General features: G+C 66.7%; 18 protein-coding genes. 2 read left to right on the plus strand and 16 right to left on the minus strand.

What is annotated here, in order from left to right; all coding sequences use genetic code 11:
- Positions 1–17: 17 nt before the first annotated feature.
- The 14 genes from ACT6UX_RS20215 to ACT6UX_RS20280 all read right to left on the minus strand — a co-directional run bounded on the left by ACT6UX_RS20215 (position 18) and on the right by ACT6UX_RS20280 (position 14,189).
- Positions 18–701 (minus strand): response regulator, encoded by a 684-nt coding sequence (locus ACT6UX_RS20215; RefSeq protein ID WP_444776947.1) that lies wholly within the window; start codon positions 699–701, stop codon positions 18–20.
- The gene (locus ACT6UX_RS20220) at positions 691–3,390 is read right to left on the minus strand and encodes a DUF4118 domain-containing protein (RefSeq protein ID WP_444776948.1); all 2,700 of its coding nucleotides are present in this window, start codon (positions 3,388–3,390) and stop codon (positions 691–693) included. Before ACT6UX_RS20220 ends, ACT6UX_RS20215 begins: the two co-directional genes overlap by 11 nt.
- 15 nt (positions 3,391–3,405) lie before the next feature.
- Positions 3,406–3,996: a potassium-transporting ATPase subunit KdpC gene (gene kdpC / locus ACT6UX_RS20225; RefSeq protein WP_444776949.1), complete on the minus strand. Its 591-nt coding sequence runs from the start codon at positions 3,994–3,996 to the stop codon at positions 3,406–3,408.
- 147 nt (positions 3,997–4,143) lie between these two features.
- On the minus strand, positions 4,144–6,192 hold the full coding sequence (gene kdpB / locus ACT6UX_RS20230; RefSeq protein ID WP_444776950.1) for a potassium-transporting ATPase subunit KdpB: 2,049 nt from the start codon (positions 6,190–6,192) through the stop codon (positions 4,144–4,146).
- A gap of 12 nt (positions 6,193–6,204) precedes the next feature.
- Positions 6,205–7,914, minus strand: a complete 1,710-nt coding sequence (gene kdpA, locus ACT6UX_RS20235; RefSeq protein ID WP_444776951.1) for a potassium-transporting ATPase subunit KdpA — start codon at positions 7,912–7,914, stop codon at positions 6,205–6,207.
- A gap of 7 nt (positions 7,915–7,921) precedes the next feature.
- The gene (kdpF, locus tag ACT6UX_RS20240) at positions 7,922–8,011 is read right to left on the minus strand and encodes a K(+)-transporting ATPase subunit F (protein WP_216956997.1); all 90 of its coding nucleotides are present in this window, start codon (positions 8,009–8,011) and stop codon (positions 7,922–7,924) included.
- Positions 8,012–8,018: 7 nt separating this feature from the next.
- Complete coding sequence (locus ACT6UX_RS20245) at positions 8,019–8,141, minus strand: hypothetical protein (protein ID WP_444776952.1); 123 nt, start codon at positions 8,139–8,141, stop codon at positions 8,019–8,021.
- A gap of 66 nt (positions 8,142–8,207) precedes the next feature.
- Positions 8,208–9,425: an alpha/beta hydrolase family protein gene (locus tag ACT6UX_RS20250; RefSeq protein ID WP_444776953.1), complete on the minus strand. Its 1,218-nt coding sequence runs from the start codon at positions 9,423–9,425 to the stop codon at positions 8,208–8,210.
- Complete coding sequence (locus ACT6UX_RS20255) at positions 9,422–9,934, minus strand: hypothetical protein (RefSeq protein ID WP_444776954.1); 513 nt, start codon at positions 9,932–9,934, stop codon at positions 9,422–9,424. The genes ACT6UX_RS20250 and ACT6UX_RS20255 overlap by 4 nt, the downstream gene beginning before the upstream one ends.
- A gap of 16 nt (positions 9,935–9,950) precedes the next feature.
- A complete protein-coding gene (gene cyoD / locus ACT6UX_RS20260) occupies positions 9,951–10,259 on the minus strand; it encodes a cytochrome o ubiquinol oxidase subunit IV (protein ID WP_444776955.1) in 309 nt (102 codons plus the stop codon).
- Complete coding sequence (gene cyoC / locus ACT6UX_RS20265; protein ID WP_444776956.1) at positions 10,259–10,858, minus strand: cytochrome o ubiquinol oxidase subunit III; 600 nt, start codon at positions 10,856–10,858, stop codon at positions 10,259–10,261. The genes cyoD and cyoC overlap by 1 nt, the downstream gene beginning before the upstream one ends.
- Positions 10,855–12,828: a cytochrome o ubiquinol oxidase subunit I gene (cyoB, locus tag ACT6UX_RS20270; RefSeq protein WP_444776957.1), complete on the minus strand. Its 1,974-nt coding sequence runs from the start codon at positions 12,826–12,828 to the stop codon at positions 10,855–10,857. The genes cyoC and cyoB overlap by 4 nt, the downstream gene beginning before the upstream one ends.
- Positions 12,829–12,831: 3 nt before the next feature.
- On the minus strand, positions 12,832–13,680 hold the full coding sequence (gene cyoA / locus ACT6UX_RS20275) for a ubiquinol oxidase subunit II (RefSeq protein WP_444776958.1): 849 nt from the start codon (positions 13,678–13,680) through the stop codon (positions 12,832–12,834).
- Positions 13,681–13,805: 125 nt separating this feature from the next.
- Positions 13,806–14,189, minus strand: a complete 384-nt coding sequence (locus ACT6UX_RS20280; RefSeq protein ID WP_444776959.1) for a hypothetical protein — start codon at positions 14,187–14,189, stop codon at positions 13,806–13,808.
- 217 nt (positions 14,190–14,406) lie between these two features.
- Between ACT6UX_RS20280 and ACT6UX_RS20285 the strand changes: the two genes are divergently transcribed.
- Both ACT6UX_RS20285 and ACT6UX_RS20290 read left to right on the plus strand, forming a co-directional pair.
- A complete protein-coding gene (locus ACT6UX_RS20285) occupies positions 14,407–15,576 on the plus strand; it encodes an acetyl-CoA acetyltransferase (RefSeq protein ID WP_444776960.1) in 1,170 nt (389 codons plus the stop codon).
- Between the two features lie 5 nt (positions 15,577–15,581).
- The gene (locus ACT6UX_RS20290) at positions 15,582–16,538 is read left to right on the plus strand and encodes a hypothetical protein (RefSeq protein WP_444776961.1); all 957 of its coding nucleotides are present in this window, start codon (positions 15,582–15,584) and stop codon (positions 16,536–16,538) included.
- A 222-nt stretch (positions 16,539–16,760) separates the two neighbouring features.
- Here ACT6UX_RS20290 and ACT6UX_RS20295 read toward each other — a convergent pair whose 3' ends face one another.
- Entirely contained in the window at positions 16,761–17,558 is a 798-nt protein-coding gene (locus ACT6UX_RS20295; RefSeq protein WP_444776962.1) for an SDR family NAD(P)-dependent oxidoreductase, read from the minus strand.
- A gap of 47 nt (positions 17,559–17,605) precedes the next feature.
- The gene (locus tag ACT6UX_RS20300) at positions 17,606–18,031 is read right to left on the minus strand and encodes a VOC family protein (protein ID WP_444776963.1); all 426 of its coding nucleotides are present in this window, start codon (positions 18,029–18,031) and stop codon (positions 17,606–17,608) included.
- Positions 18,032–18,065: the final 34 nt, after the last annotated feature.

Below are 18,065 nucleotides of genomic sequence, written 5' to 3' on the forward strand. Positions count from 1 at the left end.
CCCGTACGACTTGACCCTCACACGAGCCGGTAGCCGACGCCGGGCTCGGTGAGGACGTGTTGCGGCGAGGCCGGATCGGTCTCGATCTTCTGGCGCAGCTGGCGGATGTAGACGCGCAGGTACTGCGGATCGACCGCCTCGTCGCGCCACACCTCGCGCAGCAGGTGGCGATGCGTCAGCACCTTGCCGGCATGGATCGCGAGCTGTTCAAGGATGTCGTATTCCTTGGGCGACAGCTTCACCGCCTCGCCGTCGCGCTCGACCAGCCGGCGCACCAGATCGACCTTGAGCGTGCCGCTGGAGAAAGACCGGTCCGCGCCCTGCTGCTGCAGCCTGTGGCGCAGCGCGGCGCGAAGGCGGGCCATCAGCTCCTCGGCACCGAACGGCTTGGTCACATAGTCGTCGGCGCCGGCGTCGAGGGCCGCGACCTTGGCCGCTTCCTCGCCGCGTCCCGACAGCACGACGATGGGGACGGGCGCCAGCTTGCGGATGTCGCCGATCAGCTCGAGCCCGTCGCGATCGGGCAGGCCGAGGTCGAGGAGCACGAGGTCGGGCCGGTGGTGCCGCATGGCCTGCAGCGCCTCGCCCCCCGTGCCGGCCTCCAGCGTGCGGTAATCATGGGCGGCCAAGGTCGTCCGCAGCAGACGGCGGATCGGGGGTTCGTCCTCGACGATCAGGATCGTGGCACCGTCAGCCGTCATGTCCCACCGGAAAACTCACCACGAATTCCGCGCCGCCGCTTTCGTTACGATTGTTTCGATTATTTTGACTATTTCGATTATGCGCCATCAGCGTGCCGCCCATGACTTCGACGAAACCGCGGGCGATGGCGAGGCCCAGGCCGGTGCCGGCGCGGCGGCGATCGCCCGATTCGGCGCGATAGAACTTCTCGAAGATGCGATCGAGGTCGGCCTCGGCGATGCCCGGCCCCTCGTCGCCCACGACGATCTCGACCTGCGATCCGGCGAGCCTCGCCTCGACCGAGAGACGGCCGCCGGGTGGGGAATACTTGGCCGCATTGTCGAGCAGGTTGAACAACGCCTGCTCAGCCAGCACGAAGTCGAGCGACAGCGCGGGCAGCCCTGATGGGACAACGCTGGCAACCTCGTGGTCGGCCAACAGCGGCGCGGCGCGGCGCAGCGCGGTCGATATCAGGTCGCCCACTTCGACGGCCTCACGCCGGGGCACGACGGCGCCGGCATCGAGGCGCGTCATGTCGAGCAGGTTGCCGACGAAGCGGTCGAGCCGTTCGGCTTCACCCTGCGCCGTCGCCAGCAACTCCTCGCGCGCCGCGGCGTCATAGCGCTCCCCGAAGCTGCGCAGGCTGGACAGGGAGCCGATGATCGAGGCGAGCGGCGTACGCAGATCGTGCGACACCGAGGTGAGCATCGCCGAACGCAGTCGCTCCCGCTCCGCCCCCAGCCTCGCCTGATCGATATCCTCGGCGAGCGTGACGCGCTCGATGGCCACGGCGGCCTGGTTGCCGACGGCTTCGAGCAGGCGGCGCTCGCCGGCCGAGAGCTCGTGGCCCTCCTTGTTCGGCAACACGCCGATCACTGCAATCGCCGAGCGGCTGGTGCGGATCGGCACGAACAGCCAGCGCCCACCGGGCAGGGTGTCGGTGCCGCGCCCTGCCGGCCGGTCGGCATCCCACGACCAGCGCGCGGCGGCGAGATCGGCGTCGCTCAGTGCCCCATCGGGAGGGAAGGCCGCGCGCGTCGTGAGTTGGCCCTCCTCCGGCATCAGCACCACGATCTCGGCCTGCAGCAGGCGCGCCAGGTGCGAAACCACGATCCACAGGAGATCGTAGAGTTCGACGACACCCGCGATCTTGCGGCTGAACGCGTAGAGCCCCGCAGTCGTGCGCGCCTCGCGACGCGCCGACTCGGTCTGGGTACGCGTCCTTGCCGCCAGCGCGCTCGCGATCACCGCCACCACGACGAACAGGAAGAGCGCCATCACGTTTGCCGGATCGGCGATCGTGAATTGATAGAGCGGCGGCAGGAAGAAGAAGTTGAAGCAGGCGACGCTCAGCGCCGAGACCCAGAGCGACGGCACCAGCCCGTGGCGTGCGGCGGAAAACAGCACGGGCAGGACATAGACCAGCGAGATGTTGGGCAGCACGATCAGGCGATCGATCAGCACGCCGGCGACGGTCGCCACGGCTGTCGCCAGGCTGCCCTCGAGATAGGGGCCGGGGGTCAGCGGCACGTCGCGCAGCCAGTCGCGCGGCCCGGCCTTCTGCTCCCCATCGGCCGAGGGCGCCACCTCGACGGCAAGGCCCGACCCCGAGCGCACCAGCTCGTCGACCACCGAGCCGTGGCGCAGTTCGAACCAGCGCGAGCGCCGGGATTTCCCGACCACGACCCGCGTCGCATTCCGAGAGCGCGCGAAGGCCACGATTTCCTCGACGACCGAGCGACCGGGCAAGGTCACGATCTCCGCCCCCAGCCGGGCCGCGAGGCGCTGGGCCTCGGCGAGGCGCGCATGCTCGACTTCCGACAAGGTGGCGTGCCGGTCGGTCTCGACATAGAGCGCGATCAGCTCGGCATCGAGCGCATCGGCGCTGCGCTTGGCGGCCCGCACGGCGTTGGCCACACCCGGCCCGGGATCGAGGCAGACGATCACCCGCTCGCCCGCCGCCCACGGGCCGGCGATGGCGTGTTCGCGCATGTAGCTGCGCATCTGCTCGTCGACGCGCAGAGCAGTGCGACGGAGCGCCAGCTCGCGCAGCGCCGTGAGATTGCCGGGCGAGAAATAGTGGCGCAGCGCGCGTTGCGCCTGGTCGCGGACATAGACCTTGCCCTCGGCGAGCCGCGCGATCAGGTCGGCCGGCGTCAGGTCGATCAGCTCGACCTCGTCGGCAGCATCGACGACATGGTCCGGCACGGTCTCGCGCACCCGGATGCGCGTGATGCGGGCGACCACGTCATTCAGGCTCTCGATGTGCTGAACGTTCAGGGTCGAATAGACGTCGATGCCGGCCGCCAGCAGTTCCTCGACATCGAGATAGCGCTTGGGATGCCGGCTGCCCTCGGCATTGGTGTGCGCGAGTTCGTCGACCAGGACGAGGGCCGGCCGCCGCTTCAGGATGGCATCGAGATCCATCTCCCCGATCGTGCGGCCGCGATAGTCGACGGCGCGGCGCGGCAGAATCTCGAGCCCCTCGAGCTGCGCCTCGGTCTCGACCCGGCCATGCGTCTCGACGACGCCCACCACCACGTCGATACCCTCGAGGAGACGCCGGTGCGCGGCCGACAGCATCTCCCAGGTCTTACCGACGCCGGGGGCGGCGCCGAGGAAGATCTTGTGCTTGCCGCGCGACTCCTTCTCCGCCGCCTTCAGGAGCGCGTCGGGCGAGGGCCGCAGATCGTCAACGGCGGTGGGCATGCTGCCGGATCATTGTCACCGCTTGGGCAGCGCGTCGAGGGCGAGGTTGAGCTGCAGCACGTTGACCCGCGGCTCGCCCAGCAGCCCGTACATGCGGCCTTCGGTCTGCCGCGCGACCAGCGCCTGCACCTCGGCTTCCGGCAGGCCCCTCGCCCTGGCGACGCGCGCCACCTGCCACGATGCCGCCTTGGGAGAGATGTGGGGATCGAGACCGCTGCCCGAGGTCGTGACCAGATCGACCGGGACACCCTTGCCGAGCTTGTCGGCGTCTTCCTTGACGCGATCAATCAGCGCCCTGGAGGTCGGGCCGAGGTTGGAGCCGGCCGAGTTGGCCGCGTTGTAGGGCGCGGCGACGGTCTTGGTCGAATCCGCCGGATCGGTATCGGTCGTGGCCGACGGGCGGCCGTGGAAGTAGGTCTCGCCGGTGAAGGACTGGCCGATCAGGCTCGAGCCCACGACTTTGCCGTCCTTCTGGACGAGCGAGCCGCCGGCCTGGCCCGGAAAGGCCGCCCCGGCAACGCCCACCATGGCGAGCGGATAGGCGATGCCCAGCAGCACGGTCATCAGGCCCAGCATGACGAGCGAAGCGCGGAAATGACGAAGCATGTTCTTCTCCTGGCCTATCCTCGAGACGGCCGCTTCGCGGCCTGCTCAGGATGAGGTTTTCTTTGACACTACAAACCACCTCACCCTGAGGAGTGGTCCGAAGGGCCGCGTCTCGAAGGGTGGGCAAATGCACTGGACAAGCACGCCTCAGGCGAGGCCGGTGGCCGCGACCACCACGTCGATCAGCTTGATGCCGACGAAGGGCACGACCAGGCCGCCGATGCCGTAGATCAGCAGGTTACGCCGCAGTAGCGCGGCGGCCCCGCTCGGCCGGTACTGCACGCCGCGCAGCGCCAGCGGGATCAGCGCCACGATGATCAGCGCGTTGAAGATGATGGCCGACAGGATGGCGCTCTGCGGCGTCGCCAGGCCCATGACGTTCAGCACGCCGAGCTGCGGATAGAAGGCGATGAACATCGCCGGGATGATGGCGAAGTACTTCGCCACGTCGTTGGCGATCGAGAAGGTGGTGAGCGCGCCGCGGGTCATCAGCAGCTGCTTGCCGATGGCCACGATCTCGATGAGCTTGGTCGGGTCGCTGTCGAGGTCGACCATGTTTCCGGCCTCGCGCGCGGCATTGGTGCCGGTCTGCATGGCGACGCCGACATCGGCCTGGGCGAGCGCCGGCGCATCGTTGGTGCCGTCGCCACACATCGCTACCAGCTTGCCCTTGGCCTGCTCCTCACGGATCAGGCGCAGCTTGGCCTCCGGCGTCGCCTGCGCCAGGAAATCGTCGACGCCGGCCTCGGCGGCGATCGCGGCCGCCGTCTGCGGGTTGTCGCCGGTGATCATCACGGTGCGGATGCCCATGGCGCGCAACTCGGCGAAACGTTCGCGGATGCCGCCCTTGACGATGTCCTTCAGGTAGACGACGCCCAGGATGCGGCCGTTGCGCGACACGCCGAGCGGCGTGCCACCTTCCTTGCCGATGGTCGAGGCAATGCGGTTCACTTCCTCGACCGGCGGCGCGATGCCGAGCGAGCGCGCATGCTCGATCACCGAATCGATGGCGCCCTTTCGAATCACCGCGCCTTCATGATCCACGCCGCTCATGCGCGTCTGGGCCGTGAACGGCACGAACTGCCCGTGCAGCTCGGCCACGTCGACGCCGCGCAGGCCGTATTTCTCCTTGGCCAGCACGACGATCGAGCGACCTTCCGGTGTTTCGTCGGCCAGGCTCGCCAACTGAGCCACCCGCGCCACCTCGTCCTCGGTCACGCCCGCCACCGGGATGAACTGGGTGGCGTGGCGGTTGCCGAGCGTGATGGTGCCGGTCTTGTCGAGCAGCAGCGTATCGACGTCGCCCGCCGCCTCGACGGCGCGGCCGGAGGTCGCCAGCACGTTGAAGCGCACCAGCCGGTTCATGCCAGCGATGCCGATGGCCGACAGCAAGGCACCGATGGTCGTCGGGATCAGGGTGACGAACAGCGCGATCAGCACGACGACGGAGACCGCGCCGCCGGCATAGGTCGTGAAACTCGGGATGGTCACGACCGCCAGCACAAAGATCAGGGTGAGGCCGGCCAGCAGGACGCTGAGCGCCAGCTCGTTGGGCGTCTTCTGTCGCGCAGCACCCTCGACCAGGGCGATCATGCGGTCGAGAAAGCTCGACCCCTCCTCTGCGGTGATGCGGACCTTGATCCTGTCCGACAGGACGCGTGTGCCGCCCGTTACGGCCGAGCGGTCGCCGCCGGCCTCGCGGATGACGGGCGCGGACTCACCGGTGATAGCCGATTCGTCAATGGTCGCCACGCCTTCGATGATCTCGCCGTCTCCCGGCACGAGGTCGCCGGCCTCCACCAGCACCTTCTCGCCAACCTTGAGCGTGTGGGCACGCCGCGGCTCGAACGTGTTGCCGACGCCCAGCAGCACCTTGGCCATGGTCTCGCTGCGCATGCGGCGCAGCGTGTCGGCCTGCGCCTTGCCGCGGCCCTCGGCGACGGCCTCGGCGAAGGTGGCGAACAGCACCGTCACCCACAGCCAGAGCACGATCTGGACCTGGAAGCCGCTTCCCGCCACGCCGGTCACCAGGTCGCGCACGGTGAGGACGGTCGCGGCCAGCGCCACCATCTCGACGGTGAACATCACCGGGTTCTTCACCAGCTCGCGCGGGTCGAGCTTGGCGAAGCTGTCCAGCAGTGCCGGTTTCAGGATCGCGGGGTCGAGGAGCGACTGCGACTTGTCACGCTTACTCATGATGACGCCTCGTTAGAACAGCGAGCCGGCCAGCAGAGCGAAATGCTCCGCGATGGGGCCGAGGGCCAGGGCCGGCAGGAAGGTGAGACCGCCGACGATCAGCACGGCGCCGACCAGCAGGCCGACGAACAGACCGCCATGGGTCGGGAAGGTACCGGCCGAGATCGCGGCCTTGCGCTTGGACGCGAGCGACCCCGCGACGGCCAGCATCGGGATGATGATGGCGAAGCGGCCGACCATCATCGCGACGGCGAGCGTGCCGTTGTAGAAGACGGTGTTGCCCGTCAGGCCGCCGAAGGCGCTGCCGTTGTTCCCGGCCGCCGACGTGTAGGCGTAGAGGATCTCGCTGAAGCCGTGCGGACCGGCGTTGGCCGGGCCGGCGAGTCCCGCGGGGATGACACTGGCCAACGCCGTGAAGCCCAGGATGGCAAGCGGGCAGCACAGGATCGCCAGCATGGTGAACTTCACCTCGCGCGCCTCGATTTTCTTGCCGACATATTCCGGCGTCCGGCCGACCATCAGGCCGGCGAGGAAGATCGCCAGAATGGCGAACAGCAGCATGCCGTAGAGGCCCGCGCCGACGCCGCCGATGATGATCTCGCCCAGCAGGATGTTGAGCAACGGGACCATGCCCCCGAGCGGCATGAAGCTGTCGAGCATGGCGTTCACCGCGCCGCACGAGGCGGCGGTGGTGATCACCGCGAACAGGGCCGAAAGGGACACGCCGAAGCGCACCTCCTTGCCTTCCATGTTGCCGGCGGCATTGTCGACGCCGAGCGCGCCCAGCAACGGGTTGCCACCGGCCTCGGCCCAGTAGCAGACGACGACGCCGGCCAGAAACAGCACGCTCATGGCAGCCAGGATCGCCCAGCCCTGACGCTCGTCGCCCACGGCCCGGCCAAACAGGTTGGTGAGTGCCGCGCCGATCACGAAGATCGACAGCATCTGGACAAGGTTCGAAAGCGCGGTCGGATTCTCGTAAGGGTGCGCGGAGTTGGCGTTGAAGAAGCCGCCGCCATTGGTGCCCAGCATCTTGATGGCAAGCTGCGAGGCCACCGGCCCCTGCGCGATCGTCTGCTTGGCGCCCTCGAGCGTGGTTGCCTCGACATAGGACGACAAATTCTGCGGCACGCCCTGCCAGACATAGAAGATCGTCAGCACCAGGCAGAAGGGCAGCAGCACATAGAGCGTGACGCGCACCATGTCCGCCCAGAAGTTTCCGATGCCCTTCGCTTCGGCGCGGGCGAAGCCGCGGACCAGCGCGACGGCCAGCGCGATGCCGGTGGCCGCGCTCAGGAAGTTCTGCACCGAGAGCCCGGCCATCTGCGAGAGATAGCTCATGGTCGATTCGCCGCCGTAGTTCTGCCAGTTGGTGTTGGTCAGGAAGCTCACGGCGGTATTGCCCGCAAGGTCGGGCGCCACAGCGGACATGCCTTGCGGATTGAGCGGCAGCAAGTCCTGCAGGCGCAGCAGCAGGTACAGGAAGGCGAAGCCGACGATGTGGAACACCAGCATGGCGCGGGCATAGACCCACCAGCTCTGCTCCTCTGCCGGGTCGATGCCGGCCAGACGATAGAAGCCGCGCTCGACCGGCAGCAGCACCGGTGACAGCAGGGTGCGGCGTCCCGCCATGACGTTGTCGAGATAGAAGCCGAGCGGCCGCGTGAGCAGCAGCACGAGGCCGCAGAAGAGCGCGATCTGCGCCCAGCCGTTGAGAGTCATGACCGCCTCAGAACTTCTCCGGCCGCGCCAGCGCGACCGTCAGATAGACGAGCAGAAGGGCAGCGAGTGCGCCGCCCAGGGCATAGTCGAAGCTCATGGCCGCCTCACAGCCTGCTGCACAGGCGTTCGTAGGCGATCAGAAGGCAGAACAGGACGAGCCCGCCGCCGAAGAACAGGATGTCGAGCATGGAAAACTCCTTCGGCGGGATAGAAGGCGTTCCAGGCATAGGAATTCGAGCCGGCGGACGCGCCGCCGGCATAGGAACCTCATAGGAATTTCAAACGCAGGCCCGTCAGGCCCCACGCGCCGCCATAACCGAGTCGAGCCAGTCTAGGACGCGACGGTTCATCAGCGACCGGTTCTGCATCTCGCAGTGGTCCCCTGCTCCTTCGGCCGCGGTAAAGCGCATGATCCTCTTCGGGCCGCGCAGGGCATCGAAAACCGTCTGCGTGTCACCGGCCAGAGGATCGTTCTCGGCCTGGGTGAGCAGGACCGGGCATTCGATGTTCTGGATGCGGCCTTCGAGGGTGAAATCCTCGAGGCGGTGGAGATAATCGCGCAGATCGGAAGCGCCGTTGGCCCAGAAGCCGCGCTGCACGATCTTCCAGCGCAGGCCGCGATCGACCTGGATGATCGCGAACATCCTGTCGACGACGTCCGCATCGAGCGTCGCGAGGCTGGCCTCGGGCGCGAGGCCGGCGCCCAATCGATTCGCGAAGTCGCGCGCGGCCGAGGCCACGCTCCACAGCCCGGGATCGGCAATGCAGGCGGCGAGCCGAGGCTCGTCCGTCGCGGCGCGCAAAGCGAGATGGCCGCCCAGACTCCAGCCGCTGAGCGCGATCCGGGTGGGATCGACGGTCGGCAACGACACGGCGAAGTCGACCACAGCCCGCACCACCGTTTCCCAATCCGGCCGCAGTGGAACCCCGTGCTCGTAGAGCATCTCGCCCTGCCCCGGCCCGTCGAAGATCAGGCAGTGATAGCCACGGCGCGACGCCGCCACCGCGGAGGCGAAGTAGAGGTCGGTCACGGTGGCGTCGTAGCCGTTGGTCAGGATGACGAGGGGCCGGATCTCCACCCCGCGATCGGTGGCGGGAACGAGATAGGCGGGAAGCGACGTGCCCTCGAAGGGAATGCGAACCGGGAGTATGGGCGGATCGAAGAGCGCGAGCCCCTCGTCGAAGGCGCTGATCTGCTTGCGGAACGCCTCGATAAGCCTCGGATCGACCGGCTTTCCGTAAAGCGGATGGTAGGACGCGCAGTAGGCCACGCTCGCCTGCAGGAACGACTCGCGTGCGGAAACGCGGTGCTCTCGAACGAGCGCATCCCGCGCCTCGGCTGCCAGACGATCGCCGGCCGCGAGCCATGCCGCATGAAAGGCCGTGTCGTCGCCATCGCCCACAGCCTCGGCGACGGCGGCGATCGTGCCGAAATCCGGCCCGCCATAGGGGATGTAGGCGAGCGGCCAGCTGCCGAAATCCTGGTGCAGCTCGTCGCCGAACAGCTTCACTGGGGGCGGAACCGCAGGGCGACCGCCAGCATGCGCAGCGACAGCAGCCCGAGGCTCAGCCCCAGCATGCCGAACAGCAGGCTGGGCTCCGCCAGCTCAGCGCCACGATAGGGGAACACCTGGCCGCCGATCATCATGAACAGCCAGATCGCCGCCCAGCTCGCCATCTCGAACAGGGAGGCCGCACCGGGCACGTAGTTCGCCGGCTTGGCGTAGGGCGCGAAGCGCACCCGCCAGAACAGGTAGACCGACATCGCCACGAACCAGAGGAAGCTCAGGAACTGCACGGCCGTGAGCAGGGTCGCGGGCTTGGCGAGGCGGCACCAGAAGGCCGGCAGGCCCGCGGCGCACAGACCGTCGAGCGTCTTCTCCGTGAAGGCGACCGCGCCCTCTCCCATCGTCGTATTCGCGAGAACGACATAGGCGAGCACCATCACCGGTATGGGCGAGAGGACCAGGATCCACTCCCACACCAGGATCGGCGTCATCTTCGATTTGGGCGGCGCCATCCGTCGCGTCCGCAGGCTAGATCAGCATGCGGCTGTGCAGGTCGAACATGATCCAGAAGCTGCCGCCCACCATGATGAACAGCAGCAGACAGGTGAAGACCAGCGCCAGGATGTTCTCGCGCGGCGTGGTGGTGAAGTTGATGTGCAGGAAGAAGCGCAGGTGGACCAGCACCTGCAGCACCGCGGCGATGCCGATGACCAGCAGCGTGCGATGCGGCGGCAGAGCGTGCGTGTAGACCAGCCAGAAGGGAACCGCGCTCAGGATGACCGCCAGCACGAAGCCGATCAGGTAGGAGCGAAGGGCGTGCGGGGTCTGGTGTTCCATCACAGCAATCCCGGCAGGTAGACGATGGAGAAGATGCCGACCCAGGCGATGTCGAGGAAGTGCCAGAAGAGGCCGAGCCGGTAGAGCCGCGAGGCGACCGGCAGGGTGAGCCCCTTCAGCGCGACCTGGAGGCCGAGCACGACGATCCAGATCAGGCCCATCGTGACATGGACGCCGTGCGTGCCCACCAGCGTGAAGAACGCCGACAGGAAGCCGCTGCGATCCGGGCCGGCGCCCTTGGCGATCATGCCGGCGAACTCGCGCACCTCGAGGAACACGAAGCCCGCGCCCAGCAGGAAGGTGATCACCAGCCATACCAGCACGGCGCCGCGATTACCCGCCTTCACCTGCAGGCTGGCGAAGCCGAAGGTCATGCTGGAAACCAGCAGCAGCACGGTCTCGATGGCGGCATTGTCGAGTTCGAAGAGCTGCTTGCCGGTCGGACCACCGGCGGTGCCGGGGATCATGATGGCGTAGGTCGCGAACAACAGCGCGAAGATCGCCGCATCGCCCATCAGGTAGAGCCAGAAGCCGAGCGCCCGCTGTTCGTGGACCTCGATCTCCTCGCGCTCGTGCTCATTCATGGGGGCGACGCTCATGGCCGGCTCCCCATGGCGCGAAAGCGCTCGTCCTCGATGGACTTCACCTCGGCCGCGGACATGGTGAACTCCTGATCGTCGTTGGACGAGCGCACGATCACGGCGGCGAACATCACGAGACCGGCCGCCACGACCAGCCACCAGATGTGCCAGACCATGGCGAAGCCCAGCACGAAGCCGAAGGCGCCCAGGATCACGCCGATCGGCGTATTGGACGGGATGCGCAGCGCCTCGTAGGCGGCCGGCCGCTGGTAGGCGTTGCCCTTCTCCTTCATCTCGAGGAAGGCCTCGCGGTCACTCACCGTCGGAAGCACCGCGAAATTGTACGGCGGCGGCGGCGAGGAGGTGGACCATTCCAGGGTGCGGCCGTTGAACGGATCGCCGGTGAGGTCGCGCGTCTTGTTGCGGTCGCGGATCGAGACGTAGAGCTGCATCACCATGCAGCCGATGCCGCACAGGACGACAAAGGCGCCGAAGGCAGCGACCAGCAGGTAGGGCTGCCAGGTCGGATCGTTGTAGGTCTCCATGCGGCGCGGCATGCCCTTCAGGCCAAGCAGGTAGAGCGGCATGAAGGCGAGATAGAAGCCGATGATCCAGCACCAGAAGGCGCCGAGGCCCCAGCCGCGGTGAAAGGCGAAGCCGAAGACCTTGGGGAACCAGTACATGTAGCCAGCGAGATAGCCGAACAGCACGCCCGGAATGATCATGTTGTGGAAGTGCGCGACCAGGAAGGTCGTGTTGTGCATCAGGAAGTCGGCCGGCGGGATGGCCAGCAGCACGCCGGTCATGCCGCCGATCACGAAGGTCACCATGAAGCCGATGCTCCACATCATCGACGGGTGGAAGTCGATGCGGCCGCGATACATGGTCAGCAGCCAGTTGAACACCTTCACGCCGGTGGGCACGGCAATGATCATGGTCATGACGCCGAAGAAGGCGTTGACGCCGGCGCTGGAGCCCATGGTGAAGAAATGGTGCAGCCAGACGGTGAAGGACAGGACGCCGATCGCCGCCGTCGCATAGACGAGCGATTCGTAGCCGAACAGGCGCTTGCGCGAGAAGGTCGACACGACCTCGGAGAAGATGCCGAAGGCCGGCAGGATCAGGATGTAGACTTCCGGATGGCCCCAGATCCAGAACAGGTTGACGTAGTTCATCATGTTGCCGCCATGCGCATTCGTGAAGAAGTGCATGCCGGCGAGGCGATCGAGGGCGAGCAGGCCGCAGGCCACCGTGATGGCCGGAAAGGCGAAGGCCATCAGCACCGAGGCGACCAGCGCGGTCCAGACGAAGGGCGTCATGCGCATCAGAGTCATGCCCGGCGCGCGGCGCTTCAGGATCGTCACGATGAAGTTGATGCCCGACATGGTCGAGCCGACACCGCTGATCAGGATGGCCCAGATCCAGTAGTCGACGCCGACGCCTGGATTGTACTCGATGCCCGAATAGGGCGGATAGCCGGTCCAGCCGGCGGTCGAGAACTTGCCGATCACCAGCGAGACCATGACCAGCGCCGCACCGGCCGCGCTCAGCCACAGGCTGACCGCGTTCAGCCACGGGAAGGCCACGTCGCGCGTGCCGATCTGCAGCGGCACGATGATGTTGATCAACCCCGTCATGAACGGCATCGCCATGAAGAAGATCATGATGGTGCCGTGCGAGCTGAAGATCTGGTCGAAATGCTCGGGCGGCAGGTAGCCGCCGCCGTTCAGCGCCATCGCCTGCTGGGCGCGCATCATGATGGCATCGACGAAGCCGCGCAGCAGCATGATCAGCGCCAGCACCACGTACATGACGCCGATGCGCTTATGGTCGACGCTGGTCAGCCAGTCGGTCCACAGATACTTCCAGGCCTTGAGCCAGGTGAGCACGATGGCCACCAGCAGCGCGCCGCCCACGGTGACGAGGGCGCCGCCCGCGGCGATGGGGCTGTAGAACGGCAGGGCCTCGATCGTCAGTTTGCCGAACATCCGCTATCTCCGGACCGGCGCGGAGTGCGCGTGGCCGCTGTGCCTGTATTTGTCGATGATCGAATCGAACAGCTTGGGTTCGACCGCCGAATAGTAGGTGATGGGGTTGGCGCGGCTCTTGGCCGCCAGCGCCGGATAGGTCGTCTCGTCCAGCCGCGCGCCGCCCTGCTTGGCGCGCGCCACCCAGGCGTCAAAATCGGCCTGGCTCATCGCCTGGACCTCGAAATGCTGCTGCGAGTAGCCGCCGCCGCTGTACTGGCTGTTGCGACCGACGAAGGTGCCGGGCTGGTCGGCCAGCATCTGCAACCGCGTCTGCATGCCGGCCATGGCGTAGATCTGGCCGGCGAGCTGCGGCACGTAGAAGGAGTTCATCACCGTGTCGGAGGTGATGCGCAGGCTGACCGGCCGGCCCGCCGGGAAGACGAGCTGGTTCACGACGGCGATCCCCTGCTCGGGATAGATGAACAGCCACTTCCAATCCTGGGCCACGACCTGAACGTCGATCGGCGGCTCCTTCGATTCGAGCGGGCGGTAGGGATCGAGCCGGTGGGTGCTGCGCCACAGGAGGACGGCGACGGCCATGACGATGAGGGCCGGGATCAGCCAGGTGAGCGCGTCGATCCGGACCGAATTCGCCCAGGTCGGCGTATAGACGGCCTTGGTGTTGGAGGCGCGATACCGGTAGGCGAACCACAGGGTCAGGACGATGACCGGCACGATCACGACCATCATCACGCAGAAGGCATCGAACAGAAGATTTCGCTCTGCGAGCGCGATCGGCCCCTTCGGATCGATCACGGCGGCCCGCTTGAGGTCGCAGGCACCCAGCAAAAGGGCCAAGCCGGCCGTCAAAGCGGCTCCCCGCCATCGAGACACAGCCTGCGTCACGCTCCCCACCTGACCTGATTAACCGTCAGGCAGAGTGAAGCGACCTTCTCTCTGGAGCAACGTTTCTTTTGTTAAGTTCCGTCTGCCAATCAGGTCTTCTGGCCGGCCGGCGCCGGTGTCGCGGCCGGCGGCGCCTTGCCGGCCGGGTCCTTCGCCGTGCAGACATCGGCGCGAAGCCGGTCCTTCAAGGTGGCGATCTGGTCCTCGATCTGCTTGTTCGCGAGCTTCTGCTTCTCGATCTGCTCCTCGAGCGCCTTGACCTGCGCGGCATCGGGACCGGCCGGCGCGGGGAGCGCCGGCGGGGCAGGCAACTGGACGGCCACGTTCACGATCGGCCGGTAGAACAAGTACCAGCCCAGACCCAGCCCCGCCGCGAGCAGGAAGAAACCGCCCAACAGCCCGCCCATGATCCACGGCCATCGCGGCGTGGATTGCGGGGGGAACGATCGCTCGGGCGGCGGAAGGTCGGCCATGTACCAGTGAGGCTCCGGTTGAGGGATGCAGTCAATACCCGGCGCGCGGCGGAATTTGGGCGCCGCGCTGACCGCGCGGAGGCTCTTCTAGCGCCTCTTGCATCGCCCTCTTGCGCGATCCGGTCGGACATCTAAGTGTATATGCACACAATGGCAGCCTCTCGACCGGCCCTGCGACCGCGTCTAGGGTCGCCGCCACGAACGAAGGAGAGAGTCCATGACCGCGTGCATCGTTGGTTGGTCCCACGGCAAATTCGGCAAGCTCGATGGCGAGACCAGTGAGTCGCTGATCGTCAAGGCGGCGTCCGAAGCGATCGCCCATGCCGGCATCGAGCCGAAGGACGTCGACGTCATCTACGTCGGCAACATGAACGGCGGATTCGTGCGGCAGGAGTTCCATTCCTCGCTGGCCCTGCAAGCCCACCCCGACCTCCGCTTCAAGCCCTCGACCCGGGTCGAGAATGCCTGCGCCACCGGTTCGGCCGCGATCCACATGGGCCTCAACACGTTGGCCGCCGGCAAGGCGCGCTTCGTCCTGGTGGTCGGCGTCGAGAAGATGACCGAGCTCAATTCCGCCCAAGCGGGCGAGGTGCTGATCAAGGCTTCCTATGTCGCCGAGGAAGCGACCATCGAGGCCGGCTTTGCCGGCATCTTCGGCAAGATCACCTCGGCCTACTTCCAGCGCTACGGCGACAAGTCCGACGCGCTCGCCAAGATCGCGGTCAAGGCACACAAGAACGGCGCCAAGAATCCGTTCGCGCACTTCCAGAAGGAATTCGCCTACGATTTCTGCCGCACGCCGTCGGACAAGAACCCGTTCGTCGCCGGCCCGCTGAAGCGCACAGACTGCTCGCCCGTCACCGACGGCGCGGCGGCGGTGATCCTGACCGATGTCGGCACGGCGCTCGGCATGAAGCAGGCGATCGCCTTCCGCGCCACCGAGCACGTCAACGACTTCCTGCCGATGAGTCGCCGCGACATCATCAAGTTCGAGGGGCCACAACTCGCCTGGCAGCGGGCGCTGAAGTCGGCGCATCTCGACCTGCTCGACCTCTCCTTCGTCGAGAGCCACGACTGCTTCACCTCGGCCGAGCTGATCGAATACGAGGCGATGGGCCTCACGGCGCCGGGCGAAGGCGAGCGCGCGATCCACGAAGGCTGGGTCGAGCGCGACGGCAAGCTGCCGGTCAACGTCTCGGGCGGCCTCAAGGCCAAGGGCCATCCGGTCGGCGCGACTGGCGTCAGCATGCACGTGATGTCGGCGATGCAGCTCTCGGGCACCGCGCCGGAAGGGCTGCAACTGCCCAAGGCCAAGCTGGGCGGCGTTTTCAACATGGGCGGCGCCGCCGTCGCCAATTATGTGAGCATCCTCGAGCCGCTGCGCTAAAAGGCGTGCGCGCCGTCGGTCATCCCGAGAGCGACGCCATTCTCGGGGCCATGCGCCAGGTGGCGCTGGCCGGCGGACGGGCGCTCTCCTACGCCGACACGGCGAGCATCCTCTCGGCGGCGCACTATCTGCTGCGCCGCCGCGATTTCGTCGATCTCGGCACGCTTCCCGCCGTCGAGCCGGCCGATCTCGTCGCAGTGCTTCAGGACCGGTCGCTCGCCGAAGAGGCGATAAAATATCTCGCCGTCATGGCGATGGTCGACGGCACGCTCGATCGCGGCAAGCTGAGGCGCGTTCTCGAATATTCCCGCGCCCTCGACATCGAGGCCGACTATCTCACCGATCTCGTCGAGGCGGCCTCCGGTCATCTCGCCTGGGCCACGGCCGATATGTGGCGCAAGAACTTCGACAGTGTGTTGAGCCGCTCGTCAGAAGGCCTCGATCCGAACACCTGGATCCGCCCCTATGCCGGCGTCAGCGCCGACCCCGCGCGGGTTGCGCGCTACGAGGCGCTGGGCCGCCTGCCGCAAAACAGTTTCGGCAAGGCGCTCTGGGACTTCGACAAGACGAACGGCTACCCATTCCCGGGCGATCCGGCGGCGCTCAACGCGGCCTTCGGCACGGCGCACGATTCGACGCATGTGATCTCGGGCTACGACACCAGCGCGCGCGGCGAGCTCCTCGTGTCGACCTTCACGGCCGGCATGCATCCGATCAATCCGATGAGCGGCCACATCCTGCCGGTGATCTTCTTCTTTCACTTCGGCGAGCAGATGAACGACGTCGGCCATGCCGGCAAAGGCGGCCTCGATCCCGACGAATTCTGGCACGCCTGGGCGCGCGGCGCCGAAATGACGGTCGATATCTTCGATCCGCAGTGGAACGTCTGGGACTGGGTCGAGCACGATCTCGACGAGCTGCGTCGCCAGTGGAACGTGACGCCGCCGGGGAACCGTCGGTAGAGGCTTCGCTTCGAATTCACCCGCACCACCTCATCCTGAGAGGCTGGCCGGAAATGAATTGAATCGATTCAAACACTTACCTCATCCTGAGGAGCGCCCCGCAGGGGTGCGTCTCGAAGCATGGGCAACGGGCAAGGTGCGCGTTCCCATGCTTCGAGACGGCTGTGGAGTTTACCCCGAGGTATTCGAGGGGCAGCCTCCTCAGCATGAGGTTGATGTTGATCACACCACCGGGCTTGCGCCGCCATCGACGTTGATCGCGACGCCGGTGATGAAGGAGCCGGCATCGGAGCAGAGGAAGCAGGCCATGCGGGCGAATTCCTCGGCCTTGCCCATGCGGCCGAGCGGGATGCGGCCCTTGGCCATGCCGGCCAGGAACTCCTCGTAGGTCTTGCCCTCGCCCGCCGCAGTCTTGTGACGGCGCTGCCACTGGTCGCTCTCGATCAGTCCCACCAGCATCGCGTTGACGAGAATATTGTCCTTGGCGAGTTCCTGGCTCATCGCCTTGGTGAGCGCGAGGCCGGCGGCGCGGCTGACGCTGGTCGGCGTCGAGTTGGCGGTCGGCGCCTTGGCGCCGATGTTCAGTACGTTGACGATACGGCCCCACTTGCGCTCGCGCATGCCGGGGATCGCCGCGCGGCTGAGACGGATGGCGGCGAACAGCTTGAGGTCGAGGTCGCCCTGCCAGTCCTCGTCGGTCACGGTCTCGAACGACTTGGCGTGGCTGATGCCGGCATTGTTCACGACGATGTCGACCTTGCCGAACTCGGCCTCGATCTTCTTGAACGTGTCGGCGATGGGCGCGGCCTTCGCGACGTCGCAGGAATAGGCCTCGATCTTGATGTTGGCCTTGCCCACGGCCTTCTGGACCTCGGCCTTGGCGGCATTCAGCGCGTCCTGCTTGCGCGCCAGCAGCGCGACCGAGGCGCCAGAGGCCGCGAATTCCTTGGCCATGGCGAGGCCGAGGCCGGTGCTCGCGCCGGTGATCACGGCCACGCGGCCATCCATACGTACGTCCATCTTGTCCTCCCGAAAGCTTCAAAATCGGGCGACACCTTATCTATCGATCAACGGGGCAGCGAGTCCGGCGCGTATTGCTGGGCGAACTCCGCGCTGGGTGGAATCGGCTTGATGACGTCGATGGCGATGCCGTTGGGATCCTCGGTGATGAAGTGCCGCTGACCGAAAGGCTCGTCGCGCAGGGGCAGATGAATCGTGAGCCCTGCGGCCTGCGCTCTGGCGTAGAGCTCATCGACGTCGTCGACCTCGACATTCACCAGGACGCCCGACGCCTTCTTGCGGAACGGCGCGGGGATCGTCTCATGGCGATAGTCGAGGATGGCGAGATTCGCCCTGTCCGAGACCGTGCCGGTCAGATGGACGTACCAGTCCGCCTCGAAGGCGCGGCGGAAACCGAAATGCTTCTCCCAGAAGGAAGCGGTGCCGGCGACATCGTCGGTGCAGAGCACGGTGTAGAACTCCCTGAGCTGCATTGCCCTCTCCTCTGTGGCCATTTACATACAATGA

This window comes from Reyranella sp. (assembly GCF_052439685.1).
Lineage (GTDB): Bacteria > Pseudomonadota > Alphaproteobacteria > Reyranellales > Reyranellaceae > Reyranella.